This window comes from uncultured Tateyamaria sp. (genome assembly GCF_947503465.1).
Classification (GTDB): domain Bacteria; phylum Pseudomonadota; class Alphaproteobacteria; order Rhodobacterales; family Rhodobacteraceae; genus Tateyamaria.
This window is the reverse complement of the sequence record NZ_CANNDN010000001.1, coordinates 2,027,009-2,045,341: the sequence shown is the minus strand read 5'-3', so window position 1 is coordinate 2,045,341 and position 18,333 is coordinate 2,027,009. Positions and strand designations below refer to the sequence as shown.

Sequence of the window (18,333 nt, the reverse complement as noted above, 5' to 3'; positions counted from 1 at the left end):
GGCCGTCATCATTGGTTGTCTCGCGATGCTGGCAATCTGGACAAGTGCCACATCTGCCCGTGTCTTTAAGACCTGCCAGTCATTGCAGAGCGTCAAGTTCCAAGCGGACAAGCTCGGCATAAACCCCGTTCGGAAACATCGCCAGGTAGGCTTCGAAATCCGCGCGCGCACCCGACTGCAGCGCTTGTTGGAAAAGCGCGCGGTCCTGTTGGCCGGGCGTGGTGCCCTGCAAGCGAAGGGCGCGTGACGCCTCGGCCGAGGCGACCTGGATTGTCTCATCGAGGCGCAGGCGTGCATCGGCAGAGTGGCGCCCATTGGGATGACTGCGCAAGAACCGGACGATATCGCGCACGTTGTCGGTATCGCGCACTTGCGCCCAAAGCAGGGTCTCGGCATCCGGCGTCGTGTCCTCCTGTGAGAAAACGAAGTCCGTGGTGAGCAGCGACGTGTCCCAGGGTGTCTGGATGCCGCGCGTTTCTTCGACCACGCGGATGCGCACCTCTCTGAAGACTGTTTCGATGGCCTGCCCGGGTTCTTGCATTTCGGCCGCAAGGGCCGCCGTGAACGGGCTGTTCTGACCCAGACCGTCAAGCGCCACGTCCCCCGGTCCGGTTGCATAGGACAGGAAGGTGCCGGGTGACGGGTTCATCTTGGCCAGACCATTGGCGTCCATTCCCTGTATCTCGGCAAAGGGGTTGTTGCGGCACGCGTCAAGGATCACGATGTTGGTGCGGTTGTTGGCAGTGCCCATCTGGCGCAGCACCACGTCTGCCTGGACACCGACCAGATCAAGCTCGGCCTCATCACTCAGAGCGGCATCGACAGGCATCAGGTAGTTTTTGCCTTGCGATTGCACGCCGTGTCCGGCGAAATAGAACAATCCCGTGGTCTCGGGACCGCGTGCGCGCAAGGTCCGCCCAAGCTCGACCACCGCCTCTTCCAATTCGCGCTGGGTGGCGTTGAACAGATACGTCACCTCGAACCCGGCCCCTTCGAGCACGCCACCGATCAGGCGCGCATCGTTTTCAGGATTATCAAGTGCACCGATATGGGAATAATCCGCGTTGCCAACGACAAGTGCGACGCGCGGCCCGTCGGTGTCAGCCCGCGCGTCCTGGCTCAGCAACATGAGCAGGGACGCGACCAAGGCCGCAAAACACCAAAGATATTTTTTTGAATAAACGACAGTTTTCATTTGTTATCCCTTCGAGCAATCACATCGTGGCCTTGTGATGGAAACAACCAACACCTGAGCTTTATTCGAAATTGAAGGAAAATAAACCATGCGGCGCATCCTGGGTTTGCTTGCCACTGTTCTGACTGTCTACACCACCTCCGTGGCTGCAGACCCTTTTGGTGCAGGTTGGAACTTGGAGACGACGGCGTCATCTCTTAGCTTCTCGGCGGGGACAGCAGGATCTGATACTGCAACGACATTCTTTACTGATACCAGCGGCACGATCTCGGATGATGGAACGGCCGAGATTTCCATCTCTCTCGACGCAATCGACTCTGGCGACGCCCTGCTCGATGCGCGCGTTCGGTTTCTGTTGCTCGAAAGTTTCCGCTTGCCGCAAGCGATGGTGAAAGCGTCCATTGACCCACAGCTTGTAACCGGATTGCGTCCGGGAGATCGCATAAAGGTGACGCAGCCCCTCACGCTTGAACTGAACGGGCAATCGCGAGAGATCGAAGCCACATTGGATCTGATCCTGCTCGCGGAAGACGTCGTCTCGGTGGCCTCTGATGCGCCCATCGTTCTGGACCTTGGGGATTTCAACTATCTGGGCGGTCTTGAGACGCTGGAGCGTGTTGCGCGCGTCGACATCTTGCCCCGGATAGAGGTGAGCTTTGAGTTGCTGTTCAAGGCTAACCCGCAGCAACAGAGTGCGGATAGTCTGGACATCGCGGCGCTTAACGCCTGCGCACGGCAGATCGAGACAATTGGGCAAAGCGATCAGGTCTATTTCACAACCGGCTCGGTGCAGCTTGAGAAAAAATCCTATCCCTTGCTCAGCGCGGTGGCTGATACGATGCGGTCCTGCCCTGGCCTTAACTTGCGGATCGAAGGACATACGGACAATCTTGGCTCGGCGAAGGCGAACAAGCGGCTTTCGGTCGGGCGTGCGGCAGAGGTCGTTATCTACCTAGCCGACAAGGGCATTGATCCGGAGCGGTTGAACGCCACGGGATTTGGCGAGGACCGCCCAATCGCGGACAACGCGACACGCCGCGGACGTTGGCAGAACCGCCGCGTGGAGTTTGTGCCGCTCGGCTTCTAGTATCGACGCTTCCGCCGCAGGCGGTTTTCCGGCCCCCGCAAGTTTCACGGTGCAGTGCCTTACACACGAACAATCTGGCGACACAGTGCAGTTGTGCCTGGGTGCGTTGTGTTGCAAAAACGCAGATTGCGTGTTGGCGGGAAGTCAGAGATTGCAAGTGCGCTTGTTGGCCAGATGGCGGAGCTCAATCCAAAAATTCCGGATCTTTCGGGAGGTGCCGAACAAGCGACGCGACGCCGGAAGCAGCCTTTCAAAACTGGGAAAGTTGACGGAAGCTGGCATCCATGACCTTCTGCACTCATTATTCAAAAGTAAGTTTAGTTAAGCATCTCTGGAAGACATACTATGCCGGGCGACCTGGGAACACGTATCGCGGCGTTGGAAAAGCGCATTGAAAACCTGCTGAAGTATCAGTCCAAATCTTCGCGCAAAGCGCATGATGAGTTGATGACCACGATCAAGGCGCAGAACAAGGTCAATCAGAAGGCCTATGGTCACATAACCAAGCTCGGAAAACAGTTCCTCAAAATGCAGAAAAAGCGCCGAGGGCGCTGTGCGCGGCAATATCTCTGGGGGCCCTGTGGATGTGCTGATGCAAGGCGCGCTGAGAGGGCGACCCCATGAAAGCTGTCTAAGATTTCAAAAGCAATGGGCCGTTGTGAAGTGCTGTTGCAACCAAGTGGAAATGTCGCTGGTTTGGCAAAGCCGGAGTGTCACCAGTGAGCGCGAGGCGAGCAAGGCTTAGCAGACCGGAGACCTCAAATATCACAGGGCTGAAAAGCCTTGCGGGACTAGTCGCCTGAACTGTCGTAGATATCGAATTCGATTGTCAGTGCGCGCTCAGATAGCCTCTGCAACGTCTCGTTCGACAGACCGACACCATCACGGTTGACCTGCTCCCCTTGGAGTCAGCGTCTATAGCTTAGGTCCGTTCAGGGGTGATGTTCTGGCCGCGCCAGCCGGACTGAGCGAGTCCGCATGCTACCAGCACTCCAAAACGGTGACACGCACGACGCCGCTGCAATATCAAAAACACATGCGGATGCACGAGATCGAGCGTATCCTGACCTTCGGTTTGGTATCTGTGACCAAAGCTGTACTCAAAGTTTGATACGAGAGCCTGTCGCGATTCCGCCGCGAGTATTCGCGCAAATTCGGCGTGCCACCCAAGGCGATGAAGCAGGCCGCTGTCTAGTAATCGGCAAAGGCCAAGCCATCGGGTACCGGATGGATTGCGGTGGAAACGTGCAGATCATTTGCTGCTGGCGTCGGGTAGGGACACCCGTATGCTTGTCGAAATCTGTTGAATTGTTACCGCCGGCCAGTACTTCACCAATGATTTTCCAATAGGAGGCGGAGATAGGATATGTTCAGGGACGCGATCGAAAAAGGCGGGGTCGCTGTGGTGACCGGGGCAGCCAGCGGCGCCGGCTTTGAAGCGGCCCGGGAATTCTACGGTCGCGGCGTTGATGTTGTTTTGGCTGATCTACCCGGTCAGAATTTGGACGAGGCCGCGGATACCATCGCCAGGGGCGGTCGCGGCGGTGGAACCGTCACCGTCAAACCAACAGACGTCTCGGATCCTGCCGCCATGGCCGATCTTGCCGAAACGGCGTTTGCCATCGGTCCGGTCTGTATCCTGATGAACAACGCAGGGATATCGCGGCCTACGAAATCGTGGGCAGAGGCCGAAAATTGGCGGCGCATGATCGAGGTCAATCTGTTCGGCGTTATCAACGGCATTCAAGCCTTTGTCCCAAGCATGGTCGAAGCGAACCGCCCTGCTGCGGTGATCAACACCGGATCGAAACAAGGCATCACTACGCCCCCGGGCAACCCCGGCTACAATGTCACCAAGGCGGGTGTGAAGGTAACGACAGAGATGCTGGCCCATGACCTGCGCGCGGCGGGCGCACCCATATCGGCGCATCTTTTTGTGCCCGGTTTCACTTACACCGGCATGATCGCATCTTTTCTGCCAGAAAAACCGGATGCGGCGTGGACATCGAAGCAGACCGTAGACCACCTGTTTGCCCGCGCGGAAGCGGGGGATTTCTATATCTTGTGCCCCGACAACGAAGTGACACCCGAGATCGACGCGCGGCGGGTCCTTTGGGCGTCGCAGGACATCACGGAAAACAGGCCAGCTCTGTCTCGATGGCATCCTGACTTCGAACTGCGCTTCAAAGCGTTCGAAAATGGCTGACAAGCAGATTCCCCGCGGCGCTCCGGCGTTTTGCAGAATCTGACAAATCACGTGGAGGAATGGGTAAGTCATTCATCGGGTCGCACCTCATCTCATGGTCACAAGTCACACTCAACAAGAGACCCGACCGTGACAAACGACTTCCAGAACTGCCCGACCAACACCGCCGCAAACGGCGACCGCCCGACACGGAACGTTCGAGACGACGTATCTGCTTTGAACGCGCCGAGCCGGCCGATTGGTATTGGTCACCACGAGCCCGAAAACGTTGCAATGGCTGCGAAGTTCCTATGCGGCGATGCAACCGCGCGTATGACGGTCAAGGTGCTTGATGTCAGCTGCAGCCAAAACGCGCGTAACATCGGCTGATCGTCGATAAAAAAATTGTATGTGATCCGGCACGCGCGCCACACATATCTTTCACAACGCACGTCGCCTTTCGGGACCAGTCACCCAAAACCTGGGGAGCCGGCCGCGAAAGCGGTGGGCTCTTCCTGCCCCCGAACATCTGATCTGGCCTCTCGCAGATCATCGCTCGTTTTCTGATTTTGCGGGGGTAAGCGTACGGTCTTACTGATCCGCCGGGGGTATCCACGCAGTTGCCTGCATGGCCCATGTCGGGCGCAAGTTTGTCGACATCCAACGAGCCCAAGGTGCAGCCGTTGTCGCGCAAGCCATCGGTGGCGTCGCACGACTCTACGCAAGCGAGAAAGAGACACGTGGATCACCAGCAGACCGGCGGGTCGTAAATCGCCGGCAAGTCAGCCGCCATTGCTTACACGTTGACCAAAACCGCCAAACTGATCGGTATCGATCCGCAGGCTTGGCTTGCAGGCACGCTCGACTGCATCCCAAACTATCTGATCACTCGGATCGACGGTATATCGCCTTGGAAAACCACATCACCGGGGCGGTCAGACAGGACCCTTACGGCAGAGTACCACCCTGTTCGGGTCGAGGGCGTTCAAAGGCATGGCCGGGTCATATGGCCTGGATGTAAGCAGGCCGTGGTTCGTTCCGGCCTTGAGGTGGAGTGGGTCAGGCAGCGAGCACTTTGGCTATCGAGGCCAGCGATGCCCGCGCGGTTGAAGCGACCGACACGTTGACGAAGCCGTTGTTGCCGTCGACATCCTTGAAAAAGGGTTCGTTCAGCGCAGCAGCGTAGCTTTTCAGCGTGCCGAGGGCCTGCTTTTTCAGCCCCTCGCGGTTGGGACCGGAGGGCGTGTTGGTGATCTGATCCAACATGTCCTGAAGCGTTTCGTCAAATACCGTCAGACGACCCGTGAGGTCGCTTGCTTCGGCGGCGATGGGTTCGAGTTCGGGGTCACCCTTGCAGGTCGCGATGATGGCGTTTTCCAGCTTTTTCATCTCCTCGAACATCTTCTTGCGGGAATCGATCCAGAGGACGCGAGATTTCTGGAAAGGGACGACGTCTGCGGGGATTTCTGCCTCTTGTCCGGACTGCTCAGCGGATGCTGCGGCGTCGAGAAGGGGTTTAAGCTTGCCTGCGATGGTCAGGGCGGTGGTGTAGTCGCCCGCCTCGGCCTTTTCCAGCGCCATTGCCCAGGCCGCTTGGAGTTTGGTCCGGTTCTCGGGGTTCTTGTCCATGGCGGAGGTGTAGAGCCCCTCGAGCGGGCCCTGAACGGCGTCCCACTTTGCCTTGTTCGGATCGTCAGGGGTAGAGGCCTGCTGCGCAGGTGCGGCGGTCACGAGCGGTTTGATCTTAGCCGCCGCGGCAAGGGCGGATTTGTAATCGCCCTTTGCGGCGGCATCGTGAGCCTTTTGCCAGGCCGCGGAGACGGGTGCAGCCTTGTCCGACCCGGCGGCCACAAACCGGTCCACGAGCGGGGTGAGCGCAGCCGACACCTTGGCCCATTGCCCCGCCATCGGATCGTCCGCGACCGGTTCTTCGGCGGCGTCCTGTTCCGCGATTTCATCTGCAGGCGCCGCTTCACCGACACCGACTTCGTCGCCAAGATCCTCATCCCCGTCGGATTCCAGTACGTTGCCATCCGGGTCGGCAATGATGATTTTCATCTTCATGCCCTGCTTGGACATGAACGCCTTCATGTTCTTGGCCAATCCAGGGAGCGTCTTGCCCATGACAGTGAGCGTCAGGATCTTGCCCTTCACCTCGGCCTCACCACAGGTGACTTTGCCGGTTTCACCGTCGGCCTTGGCCTTGCGCATCATCACCTCGGGCGCTTTCTTGAGGTCGAGATAAAGTACGTTGTCCTCAGGTTTCTTGCCGAGGCACAATCCGTAGGCAAGCGGCTTTTGCCGCGCCTTTGCGATCATTTTGTCGAGCTCGGCGAGATCTTGATCTGACATGGCCATGGCGGGGTCTCCTTTTCGGGCGGTCGTTAGACGGAACTGCCTTATGGCGAGGCGAGCGGACCTGTCCAAACGGTCAAAAATACTATTGATTGCGCAGCGCACCGCATGAGCGCACCACGCGAAACGCGGGTGCGTCAGGTCTTGGGCACCGAAAATTCGATGCGGCGATTACGCCAGCGGCCACGTTCGGTGGCGTTGTCCGCGATTGGTCGGTCTTCGCCGTAGCCAACGGCATCTACGCGGTCGGCCGAAATGCCGTTGGCGGTCAGGTAGTTCACCACGGACGCGGCCCGCCGTTCAGACAGGCGCTGGTTGTAGCTGGCTTTGCCGATGCTGTCGGTGTGCCCCGCGATCTGGATGCTCAGGTCAGGGCAGCGCGAAACGATATCCTGCACCTGATCCAGCAGGGCAAAGGATTTAGGCAGCAGTTTGGCCGAGCCGGGATCGAAATATATGCTGTCCGAGCGCGACAGGATTTCGAACCGTCCAACGCATTCGGACAGCGAGAAATTCCCTGCGGTTTCCAACGCCGTGGCTGCCGCCTGTGTCGGCGCGGTTTCGGGATTAGGCGTGGTGCTGGCCACTTTCGGAGCGGTGTCGCCGCTGCCGCGGAAGATGAAGTCAAAACTGACCGAAGAGGACGGTACGATAGTGACGCCAGCGGCCTCTTCGAGCTTGAGCAAACCTTCGTCGAGATTGAAATCAGCGACAGCGAGATTGATCGGTTCGGCGGTCGAAACGGCCACAAGGTCTTCGCCGATCAGGGTGAGGGAGAGCTGGGCATCGAGCGTTTTGGTGACACCGTGCAGATCCAGCGTGAAGGGCAGCGTTATTGTTTTGCGCCGCACCTCCGCTAGATCGGCGATAAGCGCGGGATCAATGCGCGTCGTCACATTCGCATCTGGAAACTTGAAGGTTTCAAAGAACAGAAATCGCATCCTGACGTTGCGCAAATCGACCTTTGTATCGACGCTGTCGAGCGCAATTCGGATCGTTGCATTACCGTCCGGACCAATCGCGCCCGCCAGACTGGCGAACGACGATGTTTCGATCGCGGACCCGTTCTTGATCGACTGGAACTGCAGCGACGAGGCGTCACTGTCAAGAAGCCATCCATTTCCGAAAACGGAGGTCTGTGCCGAAGCCGGAAGCGCCAGGGCGAGTGCGGCGAACGCGGAAATGAATATGCGTTTAAATCGGGGCATCAGCTTCTCCCAATGCGGTGGAGGTGCGAAAACTATTGCGTCAGCGGTGTTCAAAAGCAACAACCCCCTAGCGAATTTTTTATTCATGCGGTTGTCGATTTTTTGTTCATGTATTTGTGTTGTATCGGTTTCGGGTCAGCCCGTTCCTGGGGCGTCTTGTTGGGAAATCTGTTCATGCGAATTCTGTCGCTTCTGCTTTTCGTACTGGCCGGGCTTGCACCGGCGGCGTGGGCGGAAGAGCGGATCGCGCTGATCATCGGCAACAGCCAGTATTCCAGCGTGGCACCCTTGAACAACGCTGTGAACGATGCCGAAATCATGAGCGAGACGCTGCGTGCGGTGGGCTTTGACGTGACACTTGTGGTCAATTCCACGCAAATCGATCTGAAACGCGCCATTGCCCAGTTTGGCCGCCGTTTGCGGGCGGGTGGGCGCGACACTGTTGGCCTGTTCTACTATGCCGGTCACGGGGTTCAGAGCTTTGGGTCGAACTATTTGCTGCCCGTGGATGCGAGCCTGAGCGATGCGGCCGATCTGGACCTCGTCGCTTTTGAGGCGTCGAGCGTGCTGCGCCAGATGGCGTCGGCGCGGAACCGCACCAATATCGTCATTCTGGACGCCTGCCGTAACAACCCTTTCGAGGATATCGCCGACCTCAATGACAATGGCCTTGCCGAGATGAAGGCCCCAACGGGCACGTATCTCGCCTATGCGACCGCGCCGGGGGCCGTCGCATTTGACGGGGTAGGGGAAAACAGCCCCTATACCGCGGCGCTGGCAGAGGCGATCCAGACCGAGGGGGCGCCTATCGAGGCGGTCTTCAAGCAGGTGCGCGTGGCGGTTCTGGAAAAGACATCGGGCGCGCAGACGCCTTGGGATACGTCGTCGCTGACCCAGGACTTCGTGTTCCGTGCGGGCCGCCAACTGACCCCTGATGAAGTGGCAGAGCAGCAGTTGTGGAACTCTGTCAGCCAGTCGTCAGATCCGGTTCAGATCATGTTGTTCCTGCGCTCCTATCCGGACGGAATGTTCGCAACCGACGCGCGTGCGGCGTTGACGGAGGCGCTGCAGGACGAGTTGAGCGGAGGCGCGGCCCCGGTGGTCGAGTCTGCACCGGAACCGAAGCCCGAAGCACCTGTTTCCGTGACCCCGGCGCCACCGCCGGATCTGGAAATGCAGTTGATGGAGACCGCACGAGCATCGGGTCTGAAAAAGGATTACGAAGCCTATCTGGCGGCCTTTCCCGAAGGTGTGTTTGCAGAGCTGGTGAAGATCGAGATTGCTGGCATCGAGGCCAATGCCACGCAGGATCCCGATGCGGGTAACCAGATTGCGGCTGCCGCGCCGCCGGCTGAGACCGCGCCTGCGCCAGCGCCCCAGCGTGCGGACCCATTACCGGTCGTTTTTGATCAACCGATGCCGGAAGGCATAGCGGAAATTCGCGGCAAGACCATTTTGGAGGCAGCCAATGGCAGCCCGCTGTTCGCGCCCATAGACGGCTTGCCCGAAGCGTTGTGGAAGGATCAGCAATGCAGCAGCTGTCATCAGTGGACCCGGGACGCGTTGTGCACGCAGGCCATGTCCTATCTGACGACAAGCACCACACGGGCCCTGGAAAAGCAGCACCCTTATGGTGGGTCGTTCAAGCGCAACCTGCGCACCTGGGCGCAGGGGGATTGCCAGTAGTCCGCTATTGCGTGGCGGGTCGGGTGGTGATGAAGAAGTAGACCCATTCGCCCTTGAAATCAGGATCTGCTGCGCGCGCGGCGGCGACACGGGTTTGCAACCAGTCGAGATATGGTTCTGCCGGTTCGACGATGGGCCGCAACCCGTCATAGAGCGGCGTGGAGGCGGCGAAGGCTACCGCGATCTCTTGTCCGTAGGGCGGCCCGATGGTGATCCGGAGCGAGGGTCTGTCACCGCGGTCCTGCCCGATGCCGAAGAGCGACTTGGCGGGGCTTCTTTCCAGCGCGATTGTTTCGTTGGGCACGAGGTGGATCACCTCACCCGCGGCGTTGAAATAATCCACGTAGACAAAGGCGTCGTAGTCGGGCGCGGTCAGGTCGAAGGCGAGCCGCTGGCCTTCGGCGTACGTGTATTGGCGGGCGTGAGCCGTTTCGCCAATCAGCCGCGCGTTGGTGAACTGGTCGGTGGATTGGGGCAGGCCCAGATCAGCGATGCCAGTGAGCGCGCCGCATTGCGGGGCCGGTAGGTGCAGCAGATTGGCCGTGACAGGAACGCCATCGCCAACCTGCGCTTGCAACGCTTCGAGTATGGGGCCGCGCAGCGCGGGATCGGGAATGTGACCGCGCATCTCCAACACACCGCTGTCGGGCAGGAAGGTCGCAGACAATCTGGCGCAGTCAACGCTTGCCAGCACGGCGCCAAGGTCGTCCCGCACCGCGTCCGCGTCATTCAGCACCTGCGGCGCCATGAAGGCCTGAATTGTCGCCAGAGCTTGCGGATCGGTCACGACGCGGTCCCCGAATTGCCAGGCGAGGGCGGCTTTGGCGGAGGTTGCGGGCAGGGCAGTCTCTATAGCGGCGGCGCCAGAAGTGTCCGCGGCGGCAGCGTCCTGGGCTGTTGGGGAAAGTGCGGCGATTTGCATATCGGGTGCGGGTGTTGGTCTGAGTGGAGCAGGGCGCGGATCCACAGGTGCAACGGTCGGGGCAGGGGGTGCCGTGCCGGTGATGGTCGCAGATGTCGGGGGAGCAAAGGCCACCGTGCTGGTATGTGACGCTGTGACCTCAGCAATCGGTGCGACGGCGGGATCGGTGGCGGTCAGGCGGTTGCCTGCGGTGCTGGCGCCGGACTGTTTCACGGTTGGAGGTGAAAGGGGGCGGGCCCGTAGGCTGGGAACGGTGCCTGCGGGAACGGTGGACCCTTCGGCCTGCCCTTCGGTCGCTTGATCTGCTTGGGGGTCTTGCGCCGCGGCCTGTTGCGCGGCCGTGGTGACGGTATCCAGCTGGAACCGGCTTTCTGGCCCCGACTGGCGCGGCGGATCATCCAGCGTCCGGGTGGTCAGATAAAGACCTGCGGCCCCTGCGTGGATCAGCACGGACCCCGCAAGCCCCAACGCCCATGTGGCCGCGCGAGGCATCAGGGTGCCTTTGGCGTGACAACAAGCATGACATCACGCGCCCCCAGAGCGTCGATTTCCGCCACCAACGGCAACAGATCGGCCATGACGGCATCGCGGTGGGCATTGATCCGCACCAGCAGGTCCGGGGTGCCCGACAGTGTATCCCGTAGTTGGGCAAGGGCCGCGCTGCGCTCCAAGGCGGTGCCATCAAGTGCCAGCGCGCCATCCGCACCGATCGACAGCGTTGTCCCACCTGCCGGCATGTCGCTTCCGGTCATCGCCGTGGCGGGCAGCACCTCGAACGGCGAGCTGGCGTCCATCCGGCCAATCAACATGAAAAAGACCAGAAGGAAGAACACCACGTCTATCAGGGCGATGATTGTTTCGGGCGGCGTGCGCCGGATCGGGCGGGAAAGCCTCATTGTGCCGCCTCCAGCCGCATTAGTCGCAGACGGGCAGCCCCGGCGGTGGTCAGTGCGTCCATCGTCGAGACAAGTGCCTGCGTACTGGCCCGGGACGAGGGCAGAAGCACCACGGACAGCAGCGGGTTTTCGGCCAGCCGCGCCTGCAACTGCGATGACAAGGCAGAGGGCGCAAGCCTTTGACCTCGGATATAGGCCGTGCCGTCCGCCCCGATCCGCACCAGTAAGGTGCTTGCGGTTCCACGGCTTTGCGCCGCATCGGAGGTGGCCATGTCCTCGGCCCGTTCGACCACGGGGATCATGTCGAGGTTGAGATAGGTGGAGGTCACCATGAAGAAGACCAGCAGGATCAGCATGACGTCGATCATGGGCACCAACGAGATGAGCTGGCGCGGGGACCTGACGCGCGTCAGCTGCATGGCGGTGCCGGGGGGTGATATCGGGGCGTGAGACTCACGGTTTGGTACCGGTGTCTTCGAGCAGGAAGAACTGGCCGACGGTGGATTCGATGTCGTGGGCTGCCCCGTCGACGCGGGTTGACAGCAGCGTTGCGCCGATCGCGGCGGGGATCGCCACGACAAGCCCGGCCGCAGTGGTCAGAAGCGCCTGCCAGATGCCGCCCGCAAGTACACTGGCATTGGCCGCCCCCTGGGCGAGTTCGAGTTCCTGAAAGGACTGGATCATCCCTAGAACGGTGCCCAGCAGGCCCAGAAGTGGCGATACCATCGCGACCAGTTCCAGAATGCGGATGTGCCGCGACATGGTCTCGACTTCGGCATTGCCCCGGCGCATCAGTTCCGCTTCCAGTGGTTTGCGGGGCATCCGTTTGATCGTCGCATCTAGCGCGTAATGCGCCACCCGGTCGGCGGGCGCCTTGCCGGTGGCAAGCTGGGTGCTGGCCGCTTCCTTGTCGCCGTTGGCCCAGCGGGACAGAGCGGCGTCACGGGCCGCCTGCCCAGAGCGGACGCGGGCCAACTGAATGGATTTTGCGATGATCAGTGCAATCGATAGAAGCGACAGCATCGCTAGGATCAGGATGACGGGCCCGCCGGTACCCGTTGTGGCCAGCAGCGCATTCATTTACTTCACCAACGGCGCGGAGGTACGGCTGACCAGCGACACCAGCGGAAAGCAATCGGTGTTGTCTTCGTTCTGCGGTTTGCAGGTGTCGATGGCGTGCAGCAGGATTTCCGAGATGTCGGTGCAAGCGATTTCGGGAATCTCAAAGAGCTTGAGCGTAGTGCGTGCTACGGGCAGCGGTGCTGCATCGACGTTCAGCAATCGGTCGATTACGCCCTGCTGGTCGAGAATCGCCAAGGACATTTCGAATCCCTCGAACGCTTTGCCGCTTTGGTTGCGGAACAAAAAGAACGCCCTGCAGCCGCCATTTTCGGATGCGTCGAATTTGTTGAGTTCAACCACCATCTGGTTGTCCTGTGCATGCGCAGTCTGCGGCGCGAGAGCGGGCAGGGTTGATGTGCAGATGCACGTAAAGATAGAAAAAATTTGACGGGTAAGGATGCGGGGCATGGGGCTGTCCTTTTGACATTTGTGCCGATGAAACGGAAATCGGGCAGCCCGGTCAAGGAGTGTGTCAGGCGCACTGCCTCAGATCGCCAGGCGTTTGGTTTCGCTAGCCATATCGAATATCTGTGGTAGTCTGCGTGTTATCTAATGGCGGCGGAGATCGTCGAGCATAAAACCAAGCACTATCCCGCAGGGGGGAACATGGATTTAGACGTGCTTCTTCAAAGCCATGGAGAAGATGCTCCAAGCGGTGCCGACCTCGAATACGACCCGGTCTTTACCGAGTTGGAAATCGCGGCGCAGCCGGGCGAGGAACGTCAGGTCGGCGAGGAGATCATCGCCGCCGCGGACCCTGATTACAAGGACGTGGCGGCCAAGGCTGCCAACGTCATGGAGAGCAGCCACGATTTGCGGGCGGGCATTTTTATGGCCGAGGCGCAGCTGCGCCTGAACGGTTTTCCCGGCTTTGCGAAGGCGATTGCATACGTGGCGGGGTGCCTGGACCAGCACTGGGACACGTGCCATCCGCAACTGGACGAGGATGACGGCGATCCAACCATGCGTGTGAACGCGGTGCTGGCGCTGACAGATCCTGCGCGCATTCTGCGTGGTGTGCGTCGTGCGCCCCTGACCAAAAGCCGAACATTCGGAATGATTTCGCTGCGTGATATCGCAGTTGCTGACGGTGAGATCACACCCCCCGCAGATATGGAAACCGTGCCCGATCAGGCCCAGGTTGCGGCGGCATTCCAGGACACGGACGCGGACGCGTTGCGGGCGATTGCCGAGGCGGTGTCTGCCACTTACGCTGACGTTCTTGCCATCAGCGCCAAGTTCGATGCAGAAACGCCTGGGGTGGGCCCAGATTTGGACCCGCTGATCAAACTTCTCAAGCAGGCGAACGGTCGGCTGTCCGGGGCGTTGGGAAAGCCAGAAGGCGTAGTGGACGCGAAAGCCGATGCGTCGGATGCGGATGGCGCAGCCAGCCCGCGGCCCGCTCCTGTGGCCGCGGGCGGTGGGGGCGTCGGTGCGATCAACTCGACTACGGATGTGCAGAACGCTATTGATCGCATCATTGCCTATTACGAGCGGACGGAGCCGTCGAGCCCCGTGCCACTGCTGCTGCTACGGGCCAAAAAGCTCGTGGGTGCGGATTTTCTCAGTATCGTCAAGGATATGGCCCCGAGCGGTATTGAAAATGTAAATCTGATTGGTGGGATCGCAGAAGAAGAACAAGAATACTGAACACAAAATGGCCGCAATTCCGTGGTCGCACAGAACAAATCTACAGGTTGAAGGAGGCAGCACGCATGGCTGGCAGTTCACAAAAGTTTATCGCGCGCAATCGCGCGCCTCGGGTCCAGATCGAATACGATGTTGAACTTTATGGTGCCGAGAAGAAGGTCCAGTTGCCCTTTGTCATGGGTGTTATGTCCGATCTTGCCGGCAAGTCCGAGGTCGAGCAGCCCGGTGTTGCGGACCGCAAATTCCTTGAGATCGACGTGGACAATTTCGACGACCGGATGAAGTCAATGGCGCCGCGCGCGGCCTTTACCGTTCCCAACACGCTTACCGGTGAAGGTAACATGGCCGTAGATATCACGTTCGAGTCGATGGACGATTTCAGCCCGGCGGCTATCGCGGCCAAGGTCGAGCCGCTGAAAGAGTTGCTGGATGCGCGCACACAGCTGTCCAACCTTATGACGTATATGGACGGCAAATCCGGCGCCGAGGATCTGATCGCCAAGATCACGCAGGATCCCGCGCTGCTGAAGACGCTTGCCGCCCAACCCGCCCCCAAATCTGACAGCGAAGATCAGGAGTAAGATATGGCCGAAGCAGAAACAGAAGCAGCCGGTGGAGCCGAAGCCACCGCATTCGGGTCCTCGGATTTCGAGAACCTGCTGAAAAAGGAATTCCGCCCTAAGTCCGACCAAGCGAAGACCGCTGTTGAACAGGCGGTCAAAACGCTGGCCGAACAGGCCCTTGCCAATGCAACGCTTGTCAGCGACGACGCGCTACGCACGATTGAAAGCATCGTGGCACAGATCGACAAGAAGCTGACGGAGCAAGTGAACCTGATCCTGCACCACGAGGATTGCCAGCAACTCGAAAGCGCCTGGCGCGGTCTGCACTATCTTGTGAACAACACCGAGACCGACGAGATGCTCAAGATCCGCGTGATGAACATCTCGAAGAAAGAGGCGCACAAGACGCTGCGCAAGTTCAAAGGAACGGCTTGGGATCAGTCGCCGCTGTTCAAGAAGTTCTACGAAGAGGAATTCGGGCAGTTCGGCGGCGAGCCCTATGGCAGCATCGTAGCTGATTACCATTTCGACCATTCCCCGCCGGACGTGGAACTGCTGGGCGAGATGGCCAAGATCGCGGCCGCCGCACACGCACCCCTGATCACCGGCGCCAAGCCGGAGCTGTTCCAGATGGACAGCTGGTCCGAGCTGGCCAACCCGCGCGACCTTACCAAGATCTTTCAGACCCCGGAATACGCCGCGTGGCGCAGCCTGCGAGAGTCCGAGGATTCCAAATATGTAGGTCTGGCGATGCCTCGGTTCCTGGGCCGTCTGCCCTATGGATCGAAAACCGACCCGGTCGAAGCCTTTGCCTTTGAGGAGGACACGGAGGGCGCTGACAGCAGCAAGTATGGCTGGGTGAACGCCGCCTATGCCATGGCCGTCAACATCAACCGGTCGTTCAAAGAATATGGCTGGTGTTCGCGTATCCGCGGGATCGAATCCGGTGGTGCGGTCGAAAACCTGCCAAGTCACACGTTCCCAACGGATGATGGCGGTGTCGATCAGAAGTGCCCAACCGAAATTGCCATTTCGGATCGGCGTGAAGCGGAACTTGCCAAGAACGGCATGATGCCCCTTATCCACCGCAAGAATTCGGACGTTGCTGCCTTTATCGGTGCACAGTCACTGCACAAGCCCGCCGAATACGACGATGACGATGCCACGGCAAATGCCAATCTTGCCGCGCGTCTGCCGTATCTGTTCGCCACCTGCCGGTTCGCCCATTACCTGAAGTGCATCGTGCGAGACAAAGTCGGGTCGTACAAAAGTCGCGACGACATGCAGGCGTGGCTGCAGGACTGGATCAATCAATATGTCGATCTGAACTCGGAGTCATCGCCCGAAGAGGTGAAGGCCCGCCAGCCGCTCGCCGCGGCGGAGGTTGTCGTGGAAGATGTCGAGGGCAACCCGGGCTATTACACGTCGAAGTTTTTCCTCCGTCCACATTACCAACTGGAGGGCTTGTCGGTCTCATTGCGGCTCGTCTCAAAACTACCCACGGAAAAGGGCTAACATCCCTCATCTAAACCAGCCCCAGCCAAGAAAGGATATTTAACCCATGGCTTTTGACGCATTCTGCTATTTCACAGGTACCGACGTGTCGGGCGAAACCCAAGACAAGGACATGAAGGCCAAGAAAGCCTTCGAAATTCTGAGCTTTGAAATTGGCGCCGAGAACAACATCAACATCGGTTCGATTTCGTCCGGCGGTGGCGCCGGCAAAGCGACATTCAAGGAACTGACTATCACCAAGAAAACAGACACGGCGTCGTGCGCGATGTTCGCCAAGCTTTGCGAAGGCAACCACTTTGACGACATGGTCATAGAGTTGCGTCGCGCGGGCGGTACTGCTGGCAAGTCCGGTCTGACCTTTCTGAAGTGGGAGTTCAAATTGGTGATGATTCAGGACATCAGCTGGTCCGGTTCGGATGGTGACGACATTTGCGAAGAAACTGTCGTCATGCAGTACGGCGCGATGAAAGTGACGTACACGCAGCAAAAATCCGACGGGACAGCAGACAAGCCCAAGTCCGCAGAGTGGAGCCGCGTGCTCAACCAGGCCAACCTGGCCGTCAAGTAACCGTACGACGGAACGATCGGAAATGCGTGGCAGGCCTCGTTTTTGGGGCCTGTCAACTGATGTGTCCCGCGACACAGGAGAAAAGTTGTGCAAGCCGAAGCCCTTCTCAAGGCCGGAGACCTCGACGGCGCCCTGGCCGCATTGCAGGATGCGGTACGCGCTCATGCGGCTGACGCGCCGTTGCGCATCTTCCTGTTTCAGTTGCTGTGTATCCGAGGGGACTGGAGCCGCGCAATTGCGCAACTCAAAGTGTCGGCCGAGCTGGATGCGATGGCGACCCCGATGGCCCAAACCTACCGCGAGGGGATTGTCTGCGAAGTTTACCGGGAAAAGGTGTTTGCGGGTGAGAAAGACCCGCTGATTTTCGGCGAACCGCAAGAATGGATTGCGCTGATGGTCGAGGCGCTACGGGCTAATGCTGCGGGAAAGCACGCAGAAGCGGCCGAGACCCGAGCCAGAGCCTTTGATTTGGCTCCGGCGGCCATGGGTCGGATCGACGGACAACCCTTTGAGTGGATCGCGGATGCCGACATGCGTCTGGGCCCGCTGCTCGAAATCATCATCAACGGCAAGTATTACTGGATGCCTTTCACCGCGATTGCGAAGGTGGAATTCGAGGAACCTACAGATCTGCGTGATACGGTTTGGACACCCTGCACCCTGACGCTGGTCAATGGTGGCGACATGGTGGCGCTGATCCCGACACGCTATGCCGGGACAGTGGCCGGTGGTGACACCGCCGAAAAACTGGCCCGCGCAACCAATTGGATTGATCTTGGGTCGGACACCTTTGCTGGGTCGGGCCAACGCCTGCTGACCACCGATCTGGGCGACACGGCCATCATGGACTTGCGCCTGCTCGAGATGGATACCGGAGGAGCGGATGTCTGATCGAACGCTTGCGGAGCGGCTGCAACCGTCCCTTCTGGATCGTCTTACGGACCATGAGCCGTCCGAGCCATCCGAGCGCCGCGAAGATCGGGTGATCGATATCCGGCAATTGCGCGATATTATTCAGCGCGATCTGGTCTGGCTGCTGAATACGGCCGACAATGCCAACATGATTGATTCCGCCCGTTATCCCAATGCAAGCACATCAGTGCTGAATTTTGGTATCCGCGAGGTGGCGGGAGATTACTCGACCGCGGAGCGGGCCGAATTGATCCGTAAGTCAATTGTCCGCGCCATCCAGGTGTTTGAGCCGCGCATTCATCCGGGGTCTGTCGATGTCCAGATCCGGGTGGGGCAGGGCAACCGCGAGAGTATCGTCACTTTTGACATTCACGCCGATATGTGGGCCCAGCCGATGCCGATGGAACTGTATCTGCGCAGTGAGGTGGATGTGACCACTGGCGAGTTGCAGTTGGAAAGGATCGCCTGA

Annotated in this window: 20 protein-coding genes and 1 pseudogene; 13 read left to right on the top strand and 8 right to left on the bottom strand. The window is 59.5% G+C overall.

Going from position 1 to position 18,333, the window contains the following annotated elements:
• Nucleotides 1-79: 79 nt before the first annotated feature.
• Entirely contained in the window at nt 80-1,195 is a 1,116-nt protein-coding gene (locus tag Q0844_RS10220; protein WP_299044461.1) for a caspase family protein, read from the bottom strand.
• Between the two features lie 88 nt (nt 1,196-1,283).
• On the opposite strand from Q0844_RS10220, the gene Q0844_RS10215 reads away from it, so the two are divergent.
• From Q0844_RS10215 to Q0844_RS20900, 6 genes and pseudogenes are all read left to right on the top strand, one after another.
• A complete protein-coding gene (locus tag Q0844_RS10215; protein WP_299044459.1) occupies nt 1,284-2,282 on the top strand; it encodes an OmpA family protein in 999 nt (332 codons plus the stop codon).
• Nucleotides 2,283-2,627: 345 nt separating this feature from the next.
• Nucleotides 2,628-2,906: a hypothetical protein gene (locus Q0844_RS10210; RefSeq protein WP_299044458.1), complete on the top strand. Its 279-nt coding sequence runs from the start codon at nt 2,628-2,630 to the stop codon at nt 2,904-2,906.
• A 742-nt stretch (nt 2,907-3,648) separates the two neighbouring features.
• Nucleotides 3,649-4,488 (top strand): SDR family NAD(P)-dependent oxidoreductase, encoded by an 840-nt coding sequence (locus Q0844_RS10205; RefSeq protein WP_299044456.1) that lies wholly within the window; start codon nt 3,649-3,651, stop codon nt 4,486-4,488.
• Between the two features lie 129 nt (nt 4,489-4,617).
• Complete coding sequence (locus Q0844_RS10200) at nt 4,618-4,857, top strand: hypothetical protein (protein ID WP_299044454.1); 240 nt, start codon at nt 4,618-4,620, stop codon at nt 4,855-4,857.
• A gap of 220 nt (nt 4,858-5,077) precedes the next feature.
• A pseudogene (locus Q0844_RS20905) lies at nt 5,078-5,254 on the top strand (transposase); the annotation flags it as partial.
• Between the two features lie 16 nt (nt 5,255-5,270).
• Complete coding sequence (locus tag Q0844_RS20900) at nt 5,271-5,594, top strand: transposase domain-containing protein (protein ID WP_366522992.1); 324 nt, start codon at nt 5,271-5,273, stop codon at nt 5,592-5,594.
• Here the strand turns inward: Q0844_RS20900 and Q0844_RS10195 are convergent.
• Together Q0844_RS10195 and Q0844_RS10190 are read right to left on the bottom strand one after the other, a co-directional pair.
• Nucleotides 5,527-6,819: a hypothetical protein gene (locus Q0844_RS10195; RefSeq protein WP_299044453.1), complete on the bottom strand. Its 1,293-nt coding sequence runs from the start codon at nt 6,817-6,819 to the stop codon at nt 5,527-5,529. The genes Q0844_RS20900 and Q0844_RS10195 overlap by 68 nt on opposite strands.
• 140 nt (nt 6,820-6,959) lie before the next feature.
• Nucleotides 6,960-8,117, bottom strand: coding sequence for an OmpA family protein (locus Q0844_RS10190; RefSeq protein WP_299044451.1), 1,158 nt, complete (start codon nt 8,115-8,117; stop codon nt 6,960-6,962).
• An 87-nt stretch (nt 8,118-8,204) separates the two neighbouring features.
• Here Q0844_RS10190 and Q0844_RS10185 point away from each other — a divergent pair, with 87 nt between their 5' ends.
• On the top strand, nt 8,205-9,716 hold the full coding sequence (locus Q0844_RS10185) for a caspase family protein (RefSeq protein WP_299044449.1): 1,512 nt from the start codon (nt 8,205-8,207) through the stop codon (nt 9,714-9,716).
• 4 nt (nt 9,717-9,720) lie between these two features.
• Here Q0844_RS10185 and Q0844_RS10180 read toward each other — a convergent pair whose 3' ends face one another.
• Genes Q0844_RS10180 through Q0844_RS10160 form a run of 5 tightly spaced genes read right to left on the bottom strand, consistent with a single transcriptional unit; the run spans nt 9,721 to nt 12,959 of the window.
• Complete coding sequence (locus Q0844_RS10180) at nt 9,721-11,130, bottom strand: DUF4384 domain-containing protein (RefSeq protein ID WP_299044447.1); 1,410 nt, start codon at nt 11,128-11,130, stop codon at nt 9,721-9,723.
• Nucleotides 11,130-11,534: a biopolymer transporter ExbD gene (locus Q0844_RS10175; protein ID WP_299044446.1), complete on the bottom strand. Its 405-nt coding sequence runs from the start codon at nt 11,532-11,534 to the stop codon at nt 11,130-11,132. Before Q0844_RS10175 ends, Q0844_RS10180 begins: the two co-directional genes overlap by 1 nt.
• A complete protein-coding gene (locus tag Q0844_RS10170) occupies nt 11,531-11,953 on the bottom strand; it encodes a biopolymer transporter ExbD (RefSeq protein ID WP_299044444.1) in 423 nt (140 codons plus the stop codon). The genes Q0844_RS10175 and Q0844_RS10170 overlap by 4 nt, the downstream gene beginning before the upstream one ends.
• A gap of 34 nt (nt 11,954-11,987) precedes the next feature.
• A complete protein-coding gene (locus Q0844_RS10165) occupies nt 11,988-12,614 on the bottom strand; it encodes a MotA/TolQ/ExbB proton channel family protein (RefSeq protein WP_299044442.1) in 627 nt (208 codons plus the stop codon).
• Entirely contained in the window at nt 12,615-12,959 is a 345-nt protein-coding gene (locus Q0844_RS10160) for a hypothetical protein (protein WP_299045278.1), read from the bottom strand.
• 303 nt (nt 12,960-13,262) lie between these two features.
• Here Q0844_RS10160 and tssA point away from each other — a divergent pair, with 303 nt between their 5' ends.
• The 6 genes from tssA (at nt 13,263) to tssE (ending at nt 18,333) form a co-directional block, all read left to right on the top strand.
• Complete coding sequence (gene tssA / locus Q0844_RS10155; protein WP_299044441.1) at nt 13,263-14,306, top strand: type VI secretion system protein TssA; 1,044 nt, start codon at nt 13,263-13,265, stop codon at nt 14,304-14,306.
• Between the two features lie 65 nt (nt 14,307-14,371).
• Nucleotides 14,372-14,887: a type VI secretion system contractile sheath small subunit gene (gene tssB, locus Q0844_RS10150; protein ID WP_299044440.1), complete on the top strand. Its 516-nt coding sequence runs from the start codon at nt 14,372-14,374 to the stop codon at nt 14,885-14,887.
• A gap of 3 nt (nt 14,888-14,890) precedes the next feature.
• Nucleotides 14,891-16,384 carry a type VI secretion system contractile sheath large subunit gene (gene tssC / locus Q0844_RS10145; protein ID WP_299044438.1) on the top strand — a complete coding sequence of 498 codons (1,494 nt, stop codon included), beginning with the start codon at nt 14,891-14,893 and terminating at the stop codon, nt 16,382-16,384.
• A 46-nt stretch (nt 16,385-16,430) separates the two neighbouring features.
• On the top strand, nt 16,431-16,952 hold the full coding sequence (locus Q0844_RS10140; protein ID WP_299044436.1) for a type VI secretion system tube protein Hcp: 522 nt from the start codon (nt 16,431-16,433) through the stop codon (nt 16,950-16,952).
• A gap of 87 nt (nt 16,953-17,039) precedes the next feature.
• Entirely contained in the window at nt 17,040-17,843 is an 804-nt protein-coding gene (locus Q0844_RS10135; protein WP_299044434.1) for a type VI secretion system accessory protein TagJ, read from the top strand.
• The gene (gene tssE, locus Q0844_RS10130) at nt 17,836-18,333 is read left to right on the top strand and encodes a type VI secretion system baseplate subunit TssE (RefSeq protein ID WP_299044432.1); all 498 of its coding nucleotides are present in this window, start codon (nt 17,836-17,838) and stop codon (nt 18,331-18,333) included. The genes Q0844_RS10135 and tssE overlap by 8 nt, the downstream gene beginning before the upstream one ends.

Coding starts and splice junctions, on each gene's coding strand:
- Q0844_RS10175 (WP_299044446.1), bottom strand. CDS start 11,534: ATGAGGCTTTCCCGCCCGATCCGGCGCACGCCGCCCGAAACAATCATC.
- tssE (WP_299044432.1), top strand. CDS start 17,836: ATGTCTGATCGAACGCTTGCGGAGCGGCTGCAACCGTCCCTTCTGGAT.
- Q0844_RS10140 (WP_299044436.1), top strand. CDS start 16,431: ATGGCTTTTGACGCATTCTGCTATTTCACAGGTACCGACGTGTCGGGC.
- Q0844_RS10220 (WP_299044461.1), bottom strand. CDS start 1,195: ATGAAAACTGTCGTTTATTCAAAAAAATATCTTTGGTGTTTTGCGGCC.
- Q0844_RS10190 (WP_299044451.1), bottom strand. CDS start 8,117: ATGAATAAAAAATTCGCTAGGGGGTTGTTGCTTTTGAACACCGCTGAC.
- Q0844_RS10195 (WP_299044453.1), bottom strand. CDS start 6,819: ATGTCAGATCAAGATCTCGCCGAGCTCGACAAAATGATCGCAAAGGCG.
- Q0844_RS10210 (WP_299044458.1), top strand. CDS start 2,628: ATGCCGGGCGACCTGGGAACACGTATCGCGGCGTTGGAAAAGCGCATT.
- Q0844_RS10170 (WP_299044444.1), bottom strand. CDS start 11,953: ATGCAGCTGACGCGCGTCAGGTCCCCGCGCCAGCTCATCTCGTTGGTG.
- Q0844_RS10165 (WP_299044442.1), bottom strand. CDS start 12,614: ATGAATGCGCTGCTGGCCACAACGGGTACCGGCGGGCCCGTCATCCTG.
- Q0844_RS10180 (WP_299044447.1), bottom strand. CDS start 11,130: ATGCCTCGCGCGGCCACATGGGCGTTGGGGCTTGCGGGGTCCGTGCTG.
- Q0844_RS10215 (WP_299044459.1), top strand. CDS start 1,284: ATGCGGCGCATCCTGGGTTTGCTTGCCACTGTTCTGACTGTCTACACC.
- Q0844_RS10205 (WP_299044456.1), top strand. CDS start 3,649: ATGTTCAGGGACGCGATCGAAAAAGGCGGGGTCGCTGTGGTGACCGGG.
- tssB (WP_299044440.1), top strand. CDS start 14,372: ATGGCTGGCAGTTCACAAAAGTTTATCGCGCGCAATCGCGCGCCTCGG.
- tssA (WP_299044441.1), top strand. CDS start 13,263: ATGGATTTAGACGTGCTTCTTCAAAGCCATGGAGAAGATGCTCCAAGC.
- tssC (WP_299044438.1), top strand. CDS start 14,891: ATGGCCGAAGCAGAAACAGAAGCAGCCGGTGGAGCCGAAGCCACCGCA.
- Q0844_RS10160 (WP_299045278.1), bottom strand. CDS start 12,959: ATGGTGGTTGAACTCAACAAATTCGACGCATCCGAAAATGGCGGCTGC.
- Q0844_RS10185 (WP_299044449.1), top strand. CDS start 8,205: ATGCGAATTCTGTCGCTTCTGCTTTTCGTACTGGCCGGGCTTGCACCG.